The sequence below is a fragment of the Veillonella parvula genome (genome assembly GCF_018378075.1).
Lineage (GTDB): Bacteria > Bacillota > Negativicutes > Veillonellales > Veillonellaceae > Veillonella > Veillonella parvula_K.
Genome location: NZ_JAGZYE010000010.1, coordinates 45,121 through 62,063, shown reverse-complemented (window position 1 = coordinate 62,063; position 16,943 = coordinate 45,121). Strand labels below are relative to the sequence as shown.

The 16,943-nt window shown below is 39.6% G+C and carries 16 protein-coding genes; 1 reads left to right on the top strand and 15 read right to left on the bottom strand.

Annotated features, from left to right (window positions below; genetic code table 11):
* Window positions 1-173: 173 nt before the first annotated feature.
* From KH286_RS08855 to moaC, 7 genes are all read right to left on the bottom strand, one after another.
* On the bottom strand, window positions 174-893 hold the full coding sequence (locus KH286_RS08855) for a DUF4198 domain-containing protein (protein ID WP_004696641.1): 720 nt from the start codon (window positions 891-893) through the stop codon (window positions 174-176).
* Between the two features lie 267 nt (window positions 894-1,160).
* Window positions 1,161-2,972, bottom strand: coding sequence for a translational GTPase TypA (gene typA, locus KH286_RS08850; RefSeq protein WP_004696644.1), 1,812 nt, complete (start codon window positions 2,970-2,972; stop codon window positions 1,161-1,163).
* A gap of 197 nt (window positions 2,973-3,169) precedes the next feature.
* Window positions 3,170-4,117: an epoxyqueuosine reductase gene (locus KH286_RS08845; protein ID WP_118091659.1), complete on the bottom strand. Its 948-nt coding sequence runs from the start codon at window positions 4,115-4,117 to the stop codon at window positions 3,170-3,172.
* Between the two features lie 139 nt (window positions 4,118-4,256).
* Window positions 4,257-5,186 carry a UDP-N-acetylmuramate dehydrogenase gene (gene murB, locus KH286_RS08840; RefSeq protein WP_118091658.1) on the bottom strand — a complete coding sequence of 310 codons (930 nt, stop codon included), beginning with the start codon at window positions 5,184-5,186 and terminating at the stop codon, window positions 4,257-4,259.
* Window positions 5,161-5,526, bottom strand: a complete 366-nt coding sequence (locus KH286_RS08835; RefSeq protein ID WP_008714407.1) for a YlbF family regulator — start codon at window positions 5,524-5,526, stop codon at window positions 5,161-5,163. Before KH286_RS08835 ends, murB begins: the two co-directional genes overlap by 26 nt.
* A gap of 105 nt (window positions 5,527-5,631) precedes the next feature.
* Window positions 5,632-6,117 (bottom strand): tRNA (uridine(34)/cytosine(34)/5-carboxymethylaminomethyluridine(34)-2'-O)-methyltransferase TrmL, encoded by a 486-nt coding sequence (trmL, locus tag KH286_RS08830; RefSeq protein ID WP_004696651.1) that lies wholly within the window; start codon window positions 6,115-6,117, stop codon window positions 5,632-5,634.
* A gap of 28 nt (window positions 6,118-6,145) precedes the next feature.
* On the bottom strand, window positions 6,146-6,658 hold the full coding sequence (moaC, locus tag KH286_RS08825) for a cyclic pyranopterin monophosphate synthase MoaC (protein ID WP_008714409.1): 513 nt from the start codon (window positions 6,656-6,658) through the stop codon (window positions 6,146-6,148).
* Window positions 6,659-6,766: 108 nt separating this feature from the next.
* Between moaC and KH286_RS08820 the strand changes: the two genes are divergently transcribed.
* Entirely contained in the window at window positions 6,767-7,444 is a 678-nt protein-coding gene (locus KH286_RS08820) for a metal-dependent hydrolase (RefSeq protein WP_008714410.1), read from the top strand.
* Between the two features lie 107 nt (window positions 7,445-7,551).
* Here KH286_RS08820 and KH286_RS08815 read toward each other — a convergent pair whose 3' ends face one another.
* The 8 genes from KH286_RS08815 to KH286_RS08780 all read right to left on the bottom strand — a co-directional run bounded on the left by KH286_RS08815 (window position 7,552) and on the right by KH286_RS08780 (window position 16,941).
* Complete coding sequence (locus tag KH286_RS08815) at window positions 7,552-9,195, bottom strand: VWA-like domain-containing protein (protein WP_118091657.1); 1,644 nt, start codon at window positions 9,193-9,195, stop codon at window positions 7,552-7,554.
* Between the two features lie 135 nt (window positions 9,196-9,330).
* Window positions 9,331-10,431 (bottom strand): AAA family ATPase, encoded by a 1,101-nt coding sequence (locus KH286_RS08810; protein ID WP_118091656.1) that lies wholly within the window; start codon window positions 10,429-10,431, stop codon window positions 9,331-9,333.
* A 12-nt stretch (window positions 10,432-10,443) separates the two neighbouring features.
* On the bottom strand, window positions 10,444-11,250 hold the full coding sequence (locus KH286_RS08805; protein ID WP_118091655.1) for a hypothetical protein: 807 nt from the start codon (window positions 11,248-11,250) through the stop codon (window positions 10,444-10,446).
* Window positions 11,251-11,362: 112 nt separating this feature from the next.
* Entirely contained in the window at window positions 11,363-12,013 is a 651-nt protein-coding gene (locus tag KH286_RS08800) for a potassium channel family protein (RefSeq protein ID WP_008601569.1), read from the bottom strand.
* 35 nt (window positions 12,014-12,048) lie between these two features.
* A complete protein-coding gene (locus KH286_RS08795; RefSeq protein ID WP_118091654.1) occupies window positions 12,049-13,410 on the bottom strand; it encodes a TrkH family potassium uptake protein in 1,362 nt (453 codons plus the stop codon).
* A 6-nt stretch (window positions 13,411-13,416) separates the two neighbouring features.
* Window positions 13,417-14,421: a carbohydrate kinase family protein gene (locus tag KH286_RS08790; protein WP_278617835.1), complete on the bottom strand. Its 1,005-nt coding sequence runs from the start codon at window positions 14,419-14,421 to the stop codon at window positions 13,417-13,419.
* 339 nt (window positions 14,422-14,760) lie between these two features.
* Window positions 14,761-16,401: a heme anaerobic degradation radical SAM methyltransferase ChuW/HutW gene (gene hutW / locus KH286_RS08785; RefSeq protein ID WP_278617834.1), complete on the bottom strand. Its 1,641-nt coding sequence runs from the start codon at window positions 16,399-16,401 to the stop codon at window positions 14,761-14,763.
* Between the two features lie 21 nt (window positions 16,402-16,422).
* On the bottom strand, window positions 16,423-16,941 hold the full coding sequence (locus KH286_RS08780; protein WP_008601576.1) for a flavodoxin family protein: 519 nt from the start codon (window positions 16,939-16,941) through the stop codon (window positions 16,423-16,425).
* Window positions 16,942-16,943 lie beyond the last annotated feature (2 nt).

Here is a 16,943-nt window from a genome sequence, read left to right as displayed (position 1 = left end):
ACTCCATTCTAGCACTAGGAGGTTCTTTCCTTTTCTCTAAGAATTTTTACTGACCCCCAGTTTAACTGGGGGTTTAGTCATGCCTATTCGGCGTACAATATAAAAAGACCCCCTAAGTCCAACTTAGGAGGTCTTGTTTATTTCACACACTTAGTAAATAGTTATATCCTATATTATTCAGGATTGATGATGAAGGACAATGCACTGAAGTATTTATTTTGCTCACCTTTAGTTTGAGTTGGGAAGCCCACTTCAACGCCTACTACGTTAAGGCCATTAGCACTTACAGTAACAGTTGCTTTACCATTAGCATCTGCTTGGCTTTCATTAGTAAGATCATTAATTACGTCTTTAATAAGAGGTGCATTTGCATATGGTTTACCGTCTTTCAAGACTTGGATTTCATATGTATCACCTTTTCTAAGAGTTAATGGGTTAACAGATGGAATGATTTGAATGAAAGCATCTTTATTATTGAAAGGTTTTGCTTCTGCATTCCAGTAGTGAACGTCATATTTAATGGCATGTGTACTTTTTTGAGCACCTGGTACTTCAGAGATTGGTTTATGAACAGTTTTACCATCTTTGTCTTTTGTCCAATAACCATAGTCAAAGTCAGTTACTGTAATACCCAATTTATCATTTGGTACAACTACTACATTTTTTTCATGTTTAATAACTTGTACAGGAATTACCATGCCATTGTTATCTAAGCCAATGATGCTTTTTACCATTTCTGGGCTATACGCATCATCAACAGGGCCTTCGCCAAGTACTAGCGCCTTTTCATCTAAGCGGTTAGCAAAGAATACGCCATGCGCATCAACGGAAGAGCACACACAACCTGCAGCTAAACCTACTGCAAATAAAGAAGCTAAGATTTTCTTATTCATAAGAACCTCCATAATCAATAACTTTTTCAATAAACTTGTTATTATTATACAGCGTTACAAATATTTCGTATATACCAATACCCCTATCAGCAAGTTATTATGCGTATTTAGTATATTAACTTATTTTTATACCCAATAATCATAAATGATAAAATTATCACCTATTTTCATGAATATATGACTTGTAAGAATATGTTAGATAAATACTTATAGATTAGATAAAAAAGGCGCTCCTTAAGGAGCGCCTTTATATATCTGCATAAGATATTATTTTTTATTCTTTGCTGCTTTCGCACGTGCGTTACGATCAAGAATCGTTTTACGCATACGAATGCTTTCAGGTGTCACTTCAACAAGTTCATCATCGTTGATCCACTCAAGAGCTTGTTCCAAGGAGAAGATACGAGGTGGAGTCAAGCGTACCGCTTCATCAGAGGAACTGGAACGCATGTTGGTAACATGTTTTTTCTTACATGGGTTAACATCCATATCAAGTTCACGTGTATTTTCACCAATAACTTGGCCTGCATACACGTCTTGGTTAGGGCCAACGAACAATGTACCACGATCTTGAACGGAGTTCAAACCATATGGAGTAGTTTCGCCATTTTCGAATGCTACCAAAGCACCACGTGTACGGGAAGGAATTTCACCTTTATATGGTGCATAACCATGGAATACATGGTTCATGATGCCATTACCTTTTGTAGCTGTTAAGAATTGTGCACGGAAACCGATCAAGCCACGAGCCGGAACTACGAATTCCATACGAAGATAACCGGCCAATTCAACCATATTAGTCAACTCAGCTTTACGTTGACCGAGATTTTCCATTACGGTACCCATAAATTCCTGAGGTACGTCGATGGTCAATGCTTCGAGCGGTTCACACAATTGGTCGTTAATAGTTTTGAAAATTACACGAGGTTTACCTACTTGTAATTCGTAGCCTTCACGACGCATAGTTTCAATCAATACTGCCAAATGCAATTCACCACGACCAGATACTTTGAACGCATCTGCAGAATCAGTTTCTTCTACTTTCATAGAAACGTTAGTTTCTACTTCACGGAACAAACGATCACGCAAGTGACGGGATGTAACAAATTCACCTTCGCGGCCTGCGAATGGAGAGTTATTTACGGAAAACACCATAGACAATGTTGGTTCGTCGATGGAGATGGATGGTAATGCTTCAGGATTTTCAGCATCCGCTACTGTTTCGCCGATGTTAATATCGTCGATACCTGCAAAAGCAATGATATCACCCATTTCAGCTTCGTCAGTTTCAACGCGATTCAAACCATTGTATGTGTACACACGACCGATTTTCGCTTTACGAGTGCTTTCACCGTTCATGATTGCCACTTGTTGGTTAGTTTTCATTTTACCGCGAACGATACGACCTACGGCGATTTTACCAATGAAGTTATCGTAATCAAGTGTAGTTACCATGAATTGAAGAGGGCCTTCCATATCACCTTGTGGTGCCGGAATCTCATCAATCAATGTTTTGAACAACGGTTCCATGTTTACAGCTTCATCATCCCAGTTGGTTTTGGACACACCGGACCGAGCAGATGCGTAAACCACAGGGAAGTCGAGTTGATCATCATCAGCTTCAAGCTCCATAAACAATTCAAGGACTTCATCCTCAACCTCTTTAACACGTTGGTCAGGACGGTCGATTTTATTGATAACTACGATTGGTTTCAATTTTTGCTCTAATGCTTTACGCAAAACGTATTTAGTTTGAGGCATTGGACCTTCGTAAGCATCTACGAGAAGCAATACGCCATCAACCATGTTAAGTACGCGTTCCACTTCGCCGCCGAAGTCAGCATGGCCTGGAGTATCAACGATGTTGATTTTGATGCCATCATGCATAACAGCAGTATTTTTAGACAAAATAGTAATACCGCGTTCACGTTCCAAGTCGTTGGAGTCCATTACGCGTTCTGCTACCTTTTCATTCTCACGGAACACATGGCTTTGTTTTAATAATGCGTCCACCAAAGTAGTTTTACCATGGTCAACGTGGGCGATAATCGCTACATTACGAAGATTTTCGCGAATCATAAGATCCTCCCTTTAATTCTTTCAGTATATTCTATATCACATAGCCTCTGTGAAAGTAGCTATGTAGGTATATTTTCCAAAAATGGCAACAGTTAATTATAACGCAGTCTATAGAAAAAAGTCAAAATAGTACACCTATTCTAATCATGGCAATTTCAACATTCGATTATACTTTTGACTCATCTTAGGACAAAAACCTATTTACGCGCTATCGCCCGCTTAGCAGATTTACGCAACAACGGAATTTGTTTATCTGTTAAATGGAAACAGAATTTAGGAATCAGCTTTTTTATAATTTCCTCATCAGAGGCTTTCAAAATATATTCTGGCTGTAGTATAAGTTCTAATGCATCAAGCCCAGGATAATCTTTACCTATACTCCAATCATAATTTTTATTAAACGGACAGCAGTCTTGGCAATTATCACAACCTAATATCCACTCTTCCAACATATCCTCTGTCACACCTTCTGGCAATTTACCATCACCAAAGGTATTGATATAAGATACACAGGTTAATGGATTCATTGTAAAAGGTGCAGATAGAGACTTCGTTTTACACTTTTGCTGACATAAATTGCAAGTCTCTGGACATGGTGGTATCTCTAGATGACGAATATACTCACAAGGCTGATCAATTAAATAGGCTACCAATTCATAATTAGAGCCTTTAGGTCCATAAAAGAAATTGTTTTTTCTATAAATTCCAAGTCCTGCCGCTACAGAAGCAGGGCGCAAAGGAACAACACCAGTAGGCTTTGCTGTTTCACCACCAATAAATTGGATGTTCTTATCATTGAACCATGTTTCAAAAGATCGCCTTTGTTTGACTTCGACCCCATCAGGGATATTAGCTAACGATAGTAGTAAGCCTTTTGCATATCGCTTTTGAAGCGAAGCAGGAAACTTATACGCTCCAAAATATTCAGTACAAACCACTATGGATTGTGCCCAAGGATACTTTTCTTTTAATGCTAAAAAATCCTTACTATGCGCATATATCTCTTTACTTTCAGGTACATCTTCTAAACGCTTTATCAACCGTTCTTTATAAAAATCAAGTGCATCAAGAGGCACTATACCACAACTGTCATACCCACACGCTAGCGCTTTATCATAAATCTCCTGGGCCAACAAAGTATTCATATCATCGCCTCCCAAATATAGACTAACTATATAAATATCATACGCTTATAATGGACATAAAAAAAGATTTCTTATGAATCCATCATCCCTAAAAAGAGTAACGTTACATAAGAAATCTTATATTAGTATTTAGTTGATATTAGTCTTCACCAATCATACGTACTTCGGGCTCAAGGTGTACGCCATGTCTATCATACACACGACGTTGTACCTCACTAATCAGGTCAAGTACATCCTTCGCACTTGCACTACCTGTATTGATTACGAAGCCAGCATGCTTATGAGATACTTGCGCATCACCTACAGACAAACCTTTTAGGCCTGTTTGTTCAATCAATGTACCTGCAAAGTACCCTGGTGGGCGCTTAAAGGTTGAACCTGCACTGGCATATTCCAAAGGTTGCTTTGATTCACGTTTTTCTGTTAACTCATCCATACGTGCCTTGATGGCATCCTTGTCGCCTGGTTTGAGTGTCATAATGACTTCCCCAATAACTTCATGATTATCGTGGAATACACTATGACGATAAGCAAAGTCCAAGTGAGATCCATCATACTCTTTAATATTTCCTTGGAAATCTACGGCTCTCACTGCAGTAACTACATGGCTCATTTCCCCATCATAAGCACCTGCATTCATAAATACGGCACCACCAAGTGTGCCTGGAATACCAATGGCAAATTCAAGACCAGATAAACTATTCTCCCAAGCAAATTCAGAAGCATCCTTTAACATATACCCGGAACCGATGCACAATGTGTTTTCGTTACAATCCATGATTTGGGTCATATGTCGAACTGATACGACAGCGCCACGGATACCTCCGTCTTTCACTAAAATATTAGATCCACAACCAATAATAGTTACAGGCACATCTAATTCGTGAATGGTACGAAGTGTAAAACTAAGTTCTGCCATCGTAGTAGGTTCAATAAATAAGTCCGCAGGTCCTCCAATTTTGAATGTCGTATGATGACAAAGAAGCTCCTGCTCTCGTACACGCGTACTTGGTAATTTTTCTAATAAAGCTGTTTGTAATACCTTAATGTTTTGGTTGTTGTTCGCCATGATCTAACACTTTCATCCCCTCAGTGATTGGTTCGCTAATGATTTTATAAATATCATTAGAAATCTGGCTCCAACGCATTTGCGCTTGCAAATAAGCAGCCGCTGCAGCATTTTCTTGAATTTGAGGCATCAATTCCTCTTGTTTCTTTTGCAACTCATCCGCTTCTGGAGCACCAGACAACTTAGCATATTCCCATTGCATTTGTTGAGCCATAAATGTGCGAACCAAACCCGTTGCTACTGCATCTGCTTTCACTGCTTCCTGAGCAGCCATTAACTCTTTGTACTCTTCAGATTCACGCATTGCGTGAGCTAAATCATGAGCTTTATCGTAGTTCATAATATCCTCCTCCAAACAACACCGTTAAAATCGCTACCGGTCATATAGATTTGGTAGATCTTCTAACACATACGTATAATATATTTCTCAATTATGAAAGTCTATTTATTTAGATTGAATCCAATTGCCTTCAGCCTTAAGATCTGGATAATCAAGTTGACGCATACCTTCATAAGCTATAATCGCCACCGCATTAGATAAGTTCAGAGAACGTGCTTCATCTACCATGGGTATACGAATGCATGTATCCTCTTTACCATCTAATAAACTTTCAGGCAACCCTCTTGTTTCAGGCCCAAAAACGAGCATATCACCGATTTCATATTTCACCTCAGAATGAGTATGCTTTGCTTTAGTAGTGGCATAGAAATATCTACGATCAGGATATTTCTCATATAATTCTTGAATATTTTCATGTACCTGTACATCTACCAAGTGCCAGTAATCAAGGCCAGCCCGTTTTACGTGCTTGTCATCAATAGAAAAGCCAAGGGGTTTGATGAGATGTAAGGTCATATGATTGGCGGCGCATAAACGCGCTATATTTCCTGTATTACCTGGAATTTCAGGCTCATAAAGTACTATTTCCATTTTCAATCCCCTATTCTTTATATCTATATTATTCTACAAAGGAACGGACAAAATGTCCACTTTTCCCGCCTTCTTTTTCTACAAGATATGTAGGGCCTATAATCATCCCCTTATCAATAGCTTTACACATATCGTAGACTGTTAAAAGTCCTACTTGAACCGCCGTAAGTGCCTCCATTTCAACACCTGTCTTTCCTGTCGTTTTTACGGTAGCATGAACTTTAACAGCTCTATTATGTGTAGCATCCGTACAGGCTGGACTTTCACCAGCAACAAGAGTACAATGCACCTCAACCTTAGTTAATGCTAACGGATGACAAAGGGGAATGAGATTACTCGTCTGTTTCGCCCCCATAATAGCTGCCAATTGAGCCACACTAAGAACATCCCCTTTTTTTATTGTTCCCGCCGCAATGCGTTCATAAATTGCATCATTAATAGCAATAAAGCCTTCTGCCACAGCAGTACGAGTTGTAATATCCTTATCTGATACATCTACCATCCAAGCATTTCCATCTTGATCAAAATGTGTTAAATCCATAATATATCCTTACTAATTATGTATAAATTATCACCAATAGTTTTATTTTCATTTATTATATTATACAATAGAATTAAGAATTGTATGTACAAGGAAGGAAGTGTTCCTATGAAAACAAAACTAACTTATTTTGGTCACGCTTGCTTTATGCTCACACGTGGCGATGTATCCATGATTTTCGACCCATTCTTGACCGGTAATACATGGGATATCGCTAAAAAAGAAGATATCAAATGCCAATATATCTTTGTCAGTCATGGCCATGATGATCACTATGGAGACACAGATTTTATTGCCAAAGCAAATGACGCCCTCGTTATCTCTACTGCTGAGGTAGCGGGTAAAGCAGCAGCTGCCGGTTGTCGTACACACGCCATGCATTTAGGTGGCAAGTTCGACTTTGAATTCGGTTCTGTTCGAATGGTTCCTGCCTTCCACGGCGCTGGCATCCCTGGCGGTCACGCTGCAGGTTGTATTGTAGATTTCTACGGAGATATCCTATACTTCGCTGGTGATACAGCACTCTTTAGCGATATGAAATTATTAAATCGCTTTGGTGAAATCGATTACGCACTTCTTCCTATCGGTGATAATTACACAATGGGAGTTGAAGATGCAGCCCTTGCTGCCTCTTATGTAAAAGCGCGTATTTCCATTCCAATTCACTACAAAACATGGCCTGTTATCGACCGTGAACCAGGTGTATTTACAAGTCTTGTAGAAGGCAAATATAACCAAACAGCACTCATTATCGATCCAGGCTCCTCTATTGAGCTTAACAACTAATAAAAGATCCACAGACCTAAAAATGACGCAATCCGCTGGATTGCGTCATTTTTGTATACCATTTTGGTTCAAGATTAAACCTATAAAAAAACATGCGACCTAATATACTAAATCTCTTGATTAGCCATAGAAAAGCCACCGCGATTAACCATACGTACAAACTCATCAATATCCTGAGTTTCATCAATCCCCACATAACCGAGTTCACGAACCATGCCGTACGGATTAAGCAAAGATAATTGTGGATTCTCACCGGTCAATACCCACAGCACCTTATAGCCTCTTGGCGTCTCTCGTAGTCGCTCTTCCCCTTTGCCATCTGTAAAGTATACAAGTAAATCTACACGATTTTGATTAGCCAGAGAGAATACAGGAGTAAAGGCTGTAGCACCACGCACATCGAGGCGCGGCTTCACATCCTTCACGGATTCCATCGTATAGGTGCGGCGTACTTCATTATCACATTCTACAACAGTAATACGATGGTTATAAGCATGCACGATTTGTAGCACTTGCTCTAAAGCATTCGTAAACTCCACATCAGTTATACTACCACTCATGTCGAGAGCTACCCATACATTTGCCTTATGTTGACGTAATGTGCCAGACAACTCCAAACGCTCAGGTTGACGACGATTACGACGCATCGTCGTTTTTTTGTATCCACTCGCTACCTTGCCCATTAGCTTTTTAAGGTAGAAATACCAAGGCAAGGCACGACGTGTCTTTTGGAATGTATCGATAAGGCTTTTCACATAGCCTTCCATATCTCCCTTTGAGGCTTCGTTGATATAGCGCTCCGTGATTTGGTCCATCGTATCTGTATCAATAGAATCGGATTCATCCCAAATATCATGGCTGGTTTGAGGGTCAAACTCCATAGCAACCGCCGTATCTGCGTTATCAATAGGCACGAAGAGGTCTGGTTTTTCTTTCATAACCTTATCAATAGCCTTCGCATAATATTCAATGGTACGGAAACGCTTTAATAACAAACCAAAGCGCGCATTTACATTGGCTACCGTTACCGCATCACGGTCTACATGTTCAAGGTAATCGTTTACGACCATATCCATAGCCATATGGACTGCTGTTTTGTGAAAGCCTTGGCTCAGTGCTTTTACCCGCATCAAATGAGCAGAAATGATATGAAGAACTTCACGCTTAATACCATCCTTCATCACATCAGGCGATTGGCGTAACAAGATAAATGGATTTACATATAACACATAGCCGCCCTGTTTAAGATTAATACCAAAAGCACTGGCCATATCAAAGCGAATGCGATGAGTCATTTGTAAGTAAAAGTAACCAAAGAATTGGTCCTCTTCAAGAAGCAAGCTGTTTACATCATGCAATATATTCCACAACCGTTGCTCATAGGCCGGTGTCATTACGGCTTGCTGCATAACAGAGAGGTCTGTCCCCTCCACTTGTACGTCTTCAAGAGCACGACCGATAGTACCTATATGGCTATCCGACATATTATGGTTCATAAGATCAGCCGCTATACGTTCAGGCGCCATACTATGATGTTGTTCTTCATAGCTATCTACATAGGCCTCATAAGATGCGTATATTTGCGTATACAAAGCCTCTGCTTCGCGATGTATGCGCTCTCGTTTCGCATGCCATCGATCAAGAGCCTCGATAGCCTTCGCATCATAAGAACCCGTTTTTTCCCAGCCATCGATATGAGTCAGTAAATCCGATGCATCACGTATATCGTCCTTATCTAAGTTTCGTTGCATATTTACACCTCCTTTTCTTTAGAAAACAAATTTAATATATGTCATATGCCATATATCAATTAGCATAATAATTAATAATTTACTAAAGTCGATTATCTATATATAGCTTTGATTTGGTTAACTATACACATAGAATTATTTTTGCGCTTCAAAGAAAATATCTACAAAAAGGTCATCTTCAATAGCATAAGCGTAAACGCGCTCATACGTGTTACGAAGATCTTTCATAACCGCTACGCGCAAATCCCCTGGATACAAGGTTAAAAACTCCACAAAGTGATGTACTTCCTGCGCATTGCTATTGCGATTTAAACGATGCAACATATTTTTTGCTGCTACATAAAGGCGAGTTGGGCTTTCACCTTTAACCTGCTCAGCCATAGACATAATAGCACCTGGTTTTTGAACCGCTGTTAATACATCATCAAAGGTAATAAGAGGTTCTTGATCGGACTCGATAAAGTTTACAAAAGCCTCCGCAATGAGTTTACCTACGTTACCGCGGATAACATTCATAAATATATCGCGACTATAGCTTGTGCCCTCTTGATTCTTATAAATTCTATATAGACCGGACACGCGTTCAAAGGAACGAGGTGTGGCATCGATATCGTCTTCGTGACGTTGATTTAAATATTCTGGATAGGAAGAAATAAATTCAATAACCTTTTCTTCAATACCAGCACCAATAGCCCAGTCAATCCATTGCATATAATCAGCATTCATATAAAGCCATACGAATCGATTTTGTTGTGCCGGATCCATATCGATGGTTTGGTAATCAAAGGAATCTTCAGGGTTCATAGCGGCGATGATGCGCACTTGATCACTTAAAGAAAAGCCATTAATTTCACGGTTTAGAATAAGGTTCATCAACTCTTGTTGAACTGCATGTTCTGCGCGGTTAATTTCGTCGATAAACAACAATACTTGACGCCCTTTATCTACGGCTTGTGCCACATGTTCCAATGTATGATGCACAGCGTATACTGTAGTTTTCACATCTCGTGTATTGCCATGACCATCCGTATGAGTCACCGTTTCTACAGTAGGTAAACCACCGATTTCACCTTCTTTTAAGAGGTTTCCGTCGATAGTTACTAATTCCCAGTCGTGTACCTCTGCAACACGCGTTGCGAGAGAGGTTTTACCAATGCCAGTCTCACCAACGAGCAAAGGCACTTGATTTGCAGCAAGCACTAATTCAACGCTTGCCATTGTATCTATAAAGTTCATCGTATCTCCGTTCTAATATTTCAAATATTCGCCTACTGCAATTTTCTTAACTATTTTGGTGCCATAAGCATCTATAAGTGACAACAAATCGATGGGCCATTTAGATTGACGTCCACCGATAGCTTTATTGTTGATTAACTCGCGTATATAGTCTTCATCAACTGTATCGCCGGAAATAGCATCTACAATTATAGCTTTGATTTCGTCTACTGTAACACCCAATGTATTAGGTATATAACCGACAATAGCCGCACTTACCTTAAATAGATGCAAGGCCAAGTCCTTAGTGAGGTTTGTAATCTGACGCATTGCCTGTGGATCTTGCTTTACTGCTGCTTCTAGAACAGTTACGCTAGGCTCATCAATGTAGCGCAAGGCTAAGTAACTTTCTTGCACGGCTTGTAACTGCACCGCCTCACTTGGAGTATTAATATATTGTAGGGCATCATAATTCGCCTTCACCGCTTCTAATTGCAATTCTTCAGATGGGTTTGCAATATAGCGAATAGCCCAGCCTGATTGAGCTAATGCACTTTGAATTAATGTATCAGACGGATTGTCGATATATTCTAAAACTGCCCAATCTTTTTCCACTAAAGTTTTTAACAATTCTTCTGTAGGATTTTCAACGAATTGTATAGCTCGTGGTGCTTGTAAAAGCGCCGTTTCAATAACCTTTTGAGTAGGTTCTTTAATATATTGTAACAACATGCCGTTTTGTCCCACACATGTAAGTTGCATAGCTTCTGTAGGATTTGGAATATTTCGAATCCCATGTGGGTTATTGGTCAGCGCCGTTATATATTGTTCCTCTGTCATAATAACCTTCATTTCTATATTAAAAGGCCATACGAATACGTATGGCCTATACTGAATTCTATCTCATTATATCATATTTTTTCGATATATTTATATCTCTTTCGTATACTTACTACACTGTTAATGCATCTAAATCAGAATTATTTCCTATGATTAATAGTTTTTCCTCTGCTGAAAGAATCGTAAACGGATTAGGAGGGACTTCTAAATCCTCCCCACGCCTGATTCCTACAGCATTAAGATTATATTTCTCACGCAGATTAGAATCTTTCAAGCAAGTGCCTACCAAAAATTTTGGCATATCTACTTCAATAAGGCTAATACTTTTAGATAGCTGTAGGTAATCCATTACATGTTCTCGTGTCAACGATTGAGCTAATCGTTGTGCTACATCGTATTCTGGATAGATAACCATATCGACCCCCATCTTCTTGAGCATCTTACCTTGGAGTGCATTTTCAGCTTTCGAAACCACATGAGGCATTTTCATTTCTTTCAATAACATCGAAGTCATAAGATTTGCCTGGATATTATCCCCAATAGCAACAATAACTATATCAAATTGGCTCAAAGCTAAGGCTTTAATAGCCTCTTCATCAGTAGTATCTGCTACGATAGCATGTGTGACATAGGGGGAAACCTTTTGTACAATTTCTGGATTAATATCTACACCCAAAACCTCATGATTCATAGAGGCTAACATCTTGGCGATGGTCGTACCAAATTGTCCAAGACCAATGACAGCTATTGTTTTATATTTCATGCTATATCTCCTGATAGGCTAACTATTCTACTCAATTACAACAATACATTCTCTTCTGCATACCCAATTGGCTTCGTTGGTGATGTCCTAAGAGCCCATGTACCAATAACGGTCATAACACCAACACGACCGGTAAACATAACAAGCATCAGCACCCATTTACTGCTTTCAGATAAATCAGGCGTAATTCCCGTTGTAAGGCCTACAGTCCCAAAGGCAGACGTAACCTCAAATAACAATCGGATAAAATCATAAGGCTCATCCCAGGCCAGATAACATGTGGCTATTAAAATAAGAAGGAGCGATAAAAATATAATCCCGTTGGCTTTAAGCACGGTTACTAATGAAATACGACGTTCAAAAATCTCTGTATCTGGACGGTTATTAAACAAGGTACGCGATGCAAGTATGGTTACTGCTACGGTACTAATTTTAACCCCTCCACCGGTAGAGTTTGGGCCGGCACCAATAAACATGAGAATAATGGTAACAAACAAAGTAATTGGATGTAATGCATTATAATCAACCGTTGCAATCCCAGCTGTACGCGGCGTAATCGATTGAAATAAAGAGGCCATTATTTTATTCCAAATCGGTAATGACCCAAAGGTTTTTGGATTTGACCATTCCACTCCTAAGAAAATGACGGTCCCTAGTAGAATAAGAGTCATTGTGCCTACTAACATAATCTTAGTATGAAGTTTTAAGTCAACAAATCGTCGCACCTTACGATGTGACCATATGTCAAAGGCCGCTAAATAACCAAAACCACCGATCACAATTAGCACGGCTGTATTGATATTAAATAATATGTCCCCTACCATGGCATACGGTAGATCATTATCAAAAAATACAAATCCAGCATTACAAAAGGTGGAAATAGCTTGCATGATACCTGTATACAGTGCAACCTGTCCAATATAGGGATATAGCTGAATTGTATAGATTATGCCTCCTACAAGTTCAATAGCAAAGGTATAAAGCGTTAACTTTTTCGTAATATGTAATAAACCAGTCATACCATCCTGTCCGACATCCTCAGACAAAAGCACACGATTTTTAAGGCCTACTCGTTTACCTAGAAGCAAAGCAATTATGGTTGTGAAAGATACAATGCCTAAACCACCTAACTGAATAAGGATAACCATTACAAGCTTACCAAATAAAGACCAATGATAATAAGTATCTACAGTGGCCAGCCCTGTTACCGAAACACAAGATACGGCTGTAAAAGCGGCATCTACAAGAGCCGTCGTTTGCCCCTGAGCACTCGCCATCGGTAACATAAGCAATAGGGTACCTATAATCATGACGCCTAGAAAGCTAAACGCTAATAATCGATATGGATTTTGTTGCATGTACCGTTGTACATGAGAATGGGAAATATCGTGCCACATACTGATTTACTCCAAGCCCATTAACTTATGTACAACTTGTAAACTTGGTAAAGGGCTACGGCCACCAATCCCTTGCGTATTTAAAGCTGCTACAGCGGACGCAAAAATAGCAGCCTTTTCTAGATCAGAATGTCCACAATGTTGTAATAAATCTATACCATATGTAGAGGTCTTTAACCCTTCCACGGGGGCTAACTCACTCAATAATGTAACAAGCTTTGAAAGAAATGCCCCATGAAAACTATCTCCAGCCCCCGTTGTATCAACTACATGTTCTTGAGGAAATGCTTGGCAGCGATAGAAAGTTCCATCAGGCCATACGAAATAACTACCATTAGCGCCATCCGTAACCCCTGCAATAAGTGCGCCACGTTCATGAATAATACGGCAAGCCTCTTCTAAATCAGTAGTGCCCGTATACTTTTCAGCATAATCACGAGCAACAATAACAATATGACTTGCCTTTGTAATAGATCTCATTTCTTCATCGTAGCGCTGTGCACCTCCATCGAGGGAGATAATAGTACCAACCTCTTGTGCTAACGCCATGGCAGAACACATGAATTGTCGATGCCGTCCATTGACATGTAAAATGAAAGATTCTTTAATTAATTGCTTATGAGCATCTAAAAATACTGGCTCTGGCGCAGTAGAGCGTTCAAAAAATACGGCACGCTCGCCAGTACTATGCTTTACGAGGATTGTAGCGACACCACTTTTTGCCTGTCCCTCAATATGAATAGCATCGGTATTAACATTATATTTTTTGAAATCATCTAAAATATGACGCCCCACCATATCGTCACCGATACTGTCAATCATGGCCGTACGTGCACCATATTTACCTGCAACGGCTAATGCTGTAGCTACAGGTCCTCCACCATCGGTGGTAGAAGATACAACTTGTTGTACCTCACGTCCCGTTGGGTAATGATCCACAACGATGAAGCGGTCTAATGTGCTAGCCCCAATACCTAATATATCTATTTCTTTTTGAGGACATGTACTCATACTAACCTCCTAAGCCTTTTATCAGCTATACAAGCAATATCACTTCACATCTTATAGATTTACTATCTCACTTATTGTTTTATGATTTTAACAGCAATTAGACTTTTATTGTCCTTATAGACTTATACATCTATTCCTATACATCTATTGCTATACTTTTTAAAGTCATTTAAATCTTATACCTACAGAATACCTTTCGCTCTATAAAAAGTAAACCCCAGACTACAGTCTGGGGCTACTTTGTACTACAGAGAGCACGTATATGTCACGTAATATGTCTTGTATATTATATGTTGATTATTGGGAGAGGTTGTTAGAATTAAGGTGTAACATAACAGTTTAAGACATCATACGTTCCATCATATATTCAATCTCATCAGCACTTAAATTGTACATAGCTTGTACCATTCGTTCTGCTGCTTCGCCAGAAGCACCGCTCTTAGCAATTTCAGCTTTAGCCTTAGCAATGAGAGCATCTTTACGTTGTGCTTCGGAATCTTCGTCAGTTGGTACAGAGATATTGGCTTTACCTTGGCCAATGCCACGTACCTCTTGGTTAGGATTTTCTTTAGAAGTTGTTTTTGTATCTTGTGCTGCTACTGCTTCTATAGCGAAGGAATTCTTACCAGTCATGATATATTCAACAGCTTCTAATGTACTTTGCGTAAGATTTACAGTCCAGAATTCGCCTGCATCAGTCAATTTATAAAGCAAACCATTATAGGCAACAAGACCTCGTTTTTCCCATAATTTATAGAGCCAGTTCAATTCATCTAATCTGGAATCCATTTTTACTAAGCTCATAATATTGAGGAATCCTTGTTCTAATTGACTTACTACTCGGTTGACGATAGGTTGTAAATCACTTTGTTTCATAAGGGCCATAAATGGTTTTTCACCGCGGGTAACCATATCTTCGTATGGTTTTAATGCACGATGTAACATCATGCCATAACCGTCGACGTTACCACCTGCACCACTACCAAATGGGAACATTGGGACGCCCGATTTAGCTAAAGTGTTATATAGGCTACGCTCACGATTATTAGCACTCCAATGTGCAGCACTCAATCGGCGATAAGATCGCGCATCTAGGTATTGTCGACCGAATTCGAACATATCTCCTTGCATTGCTGTTGTGGCTGCAGCTGGAACTTTACCGTTTGTAATGTCTTTATTGAGATCACTACCATCAAATACATTTAATTGATATAGGTCTGCACCATCAACACCAGAGCTTACTAAATCAGCTAAATCTTGTTCCCACACCTCCATAGTTTGACCAGGCAAGCCATAGATTAAGTCAATAACGACAGAGCATTGACCATAAGCTTTCAAAGCAGCTAGTCGTTCTAATACGGTTTCTTTCGTATCTAAACGGCCTACCATTTGACGCACTTCTGTGTTAAAAGATTGTACGCCGATGGACATACGGTTGACGCCGTTTGCCATCCAAACTTCAAGATTTTCAGGGATCAAATCGTGAATACGACCTTCTAAGGTAAGCTCGTAATCATTTGCCAATGGCAAGTACGCTTTAATCGCTTTAAGCAATCTTTCAGAATTTGTAGGTGATAGAGATGTTGGTGTGCCACCGCCGATAAATACGGCATGGATCAAACCATCTTTTAATCTCGAACGCTCACTAGCGAGCTTTAATTCACTGATAAGACCATCAATATATTGGTCTTCAACACTTTGACTCGTACCGTTTTGGAAGAAACCACAATATGTGCATTTTGTCTTACAAAACGGAATATGAATGTAAGCGCATTGCATTTCGCCCTTTTTAGGAGTGCCATTCATTAACGAATCCCAAACGGCTTGTGTTTCTTTTGGAGAAACGAGCGTACCATTGAGACCTGCATGTACAACACGTTTATGAGGAAATGCACGACTCATCGGATTATCGCATTCTAAACCTAGTTGTAGGTTTCGCTGCTTCTCCGGAATGGATTCAAAGAAACTTGCTAAACTCATACTCCAATCCCCTTTCAGAAATTAGGCTTGCAACTTTGCAAGTACAGATTTTGTAAATTCTTTTGCATTTGCAAAGTCTTGTTCATCTGGATGAGTTTCCGCCGCTTTATGTAATGCATCGCGTTCTGGGCTTTGCCCATGTGCTGATCCAGGGGGGAACATTTTATACATCATTTCGATTACTTTAGGATCGATTTTACCTTGGCATACGAAGCCGTCTACAAGAGCTTCTTTGTTAGGCAATAATTCAGATGCTTTTTCGATACTTTCACGAGCATGATCAGAATCAGCATACATACCTAATGTGGCAAAGAATACCACATTAGGATTCTTTAAAGTTTCAATCAATTTTGCCGCTTCTTTATTCGCTGTACCTCGATCCACCCAGAAACCTACGAATACTGTATCATAATCAGCTAAATTTTCAGGTGCATCTTTTACAGGAACGCAAGGTGTACCTTCAGGCATAACGGAAGCCATTGCTTCCGCTACACTTTTAGTATTTCCCGTAAGGGAAGAATATAAAATAATAGATTTCATAT

Excerpts from the sequence above, each read along its gene's own strand:
- KH286_RS08855 (WP_004696641.1), bottom strand. The coding sequence starts at position 893 with ATGAATAAGAAAATCTTAGCTTCTTTATTTGCAGTAGGTTTAGCTGCA.
- typA (WP_004696644.1), bottom strand. The coding sequence starts at position 2,972 with ATGATTCGCGAAAATCTTCGTAATGTAGCGATTATCGCCCACGTTGAC.
- KH286_RS08845 (WP_118091659.1), bottom strand. The coding sequence starts at position 4,117 with ATGAATACTTTGTTGGCCCAGGAGATTTATGATAAAGCGCTAGCGTGT.
- murB (WP_118091658.1), bottom strand. The coding sequence starts at position 5,186 with ATGGCGAACAACAACCAAAACATTAAGGTATTACAAACAGCTTTATTA.
- KH286_RS08835 (WP_008714407.1), bottom strand. The coding sequence starts at position 5,526 with ATGAACTACGATAAAGCTCATGATTTAGCTCACGCAATGCGTGAATCT.
- trmL (WP_004696651.1), bottom strand. The coding sequence starts at position 6,117 with ATGGAAATAGTACTTTATGAGCCTGAAATTCCAGGTAATACAGGAAAT.
- moaC (WP_008714409.1), bottom strand. The coding sequence starts at position 6,658 with ATGGATTTAACACATTTTGATCAAGATGGAAATGCTTGGATGGTAGAT.
- KH286_RS08820 (WP_008714410.1), top strand. The coding sequence starts at position 6,767 with ATGAAAACAAAACTAACTTATTTTGGTCACGCTTGCTTTATGCTCACA.
- KH286_RS08815 (WP_118091657.1), bottom strand. The coding sequence starts at position 9,195 with ATGCAACGAAACTTAGATAAGGACGATATACGTGATGCATCGGATTTA.
- KH286_RS08810 (WP_118091656.1), bottom strand. The coding sequence starts at position 10,431 with ATGAACTTTATAGATACAATGGCAAGCGTTGAATTAGTGCTTGCTGCA.
- KH286_RS08805 (WP_118091655.1), bottom strand. The coding sequence starts at position 11,250 with ATGACAGAGGAACAATATATAACGGCGCTGACCAATAACCCACATGGG.
- KH286_RS08800 (WP_008601569.1), bottom strand. The coding sequence starts at position 12,013 with ATGAAATATAAAACAATAGCTGTCATTGGTCTTGGACAATTTGGTACG.
- KH286_RS08795 (WP_118091654.1), bottom strand. The coding sequence starts at position 13,410 with ATGTGGCACGATATTTCCCATTCTCATGTACAACGGTACATGCAACAA.
- KH286_RS08790 (WP_278617835.1), bottom strand. The coding sequence starts at position 14,421 with ATGAGTACATGTCCTCAAAAAGAAATAGATATATTAGGTATTGGGGCT.
- hutW (WP_278617834.1), bottom strand. The coding sequence starts at position 16,401 with ATGAGTTTAGCAAGTTTCTTTGAATCCATTCCGGAGAAGCAGCGAAAC.
- KH286_RS08780 (WP_008601576.1), bottom strand. The coding sequence starts at position 16,941 with ATGAAATCTATTATTTTATATTCTTCCCTTACGGGAAATACTAAAAGT.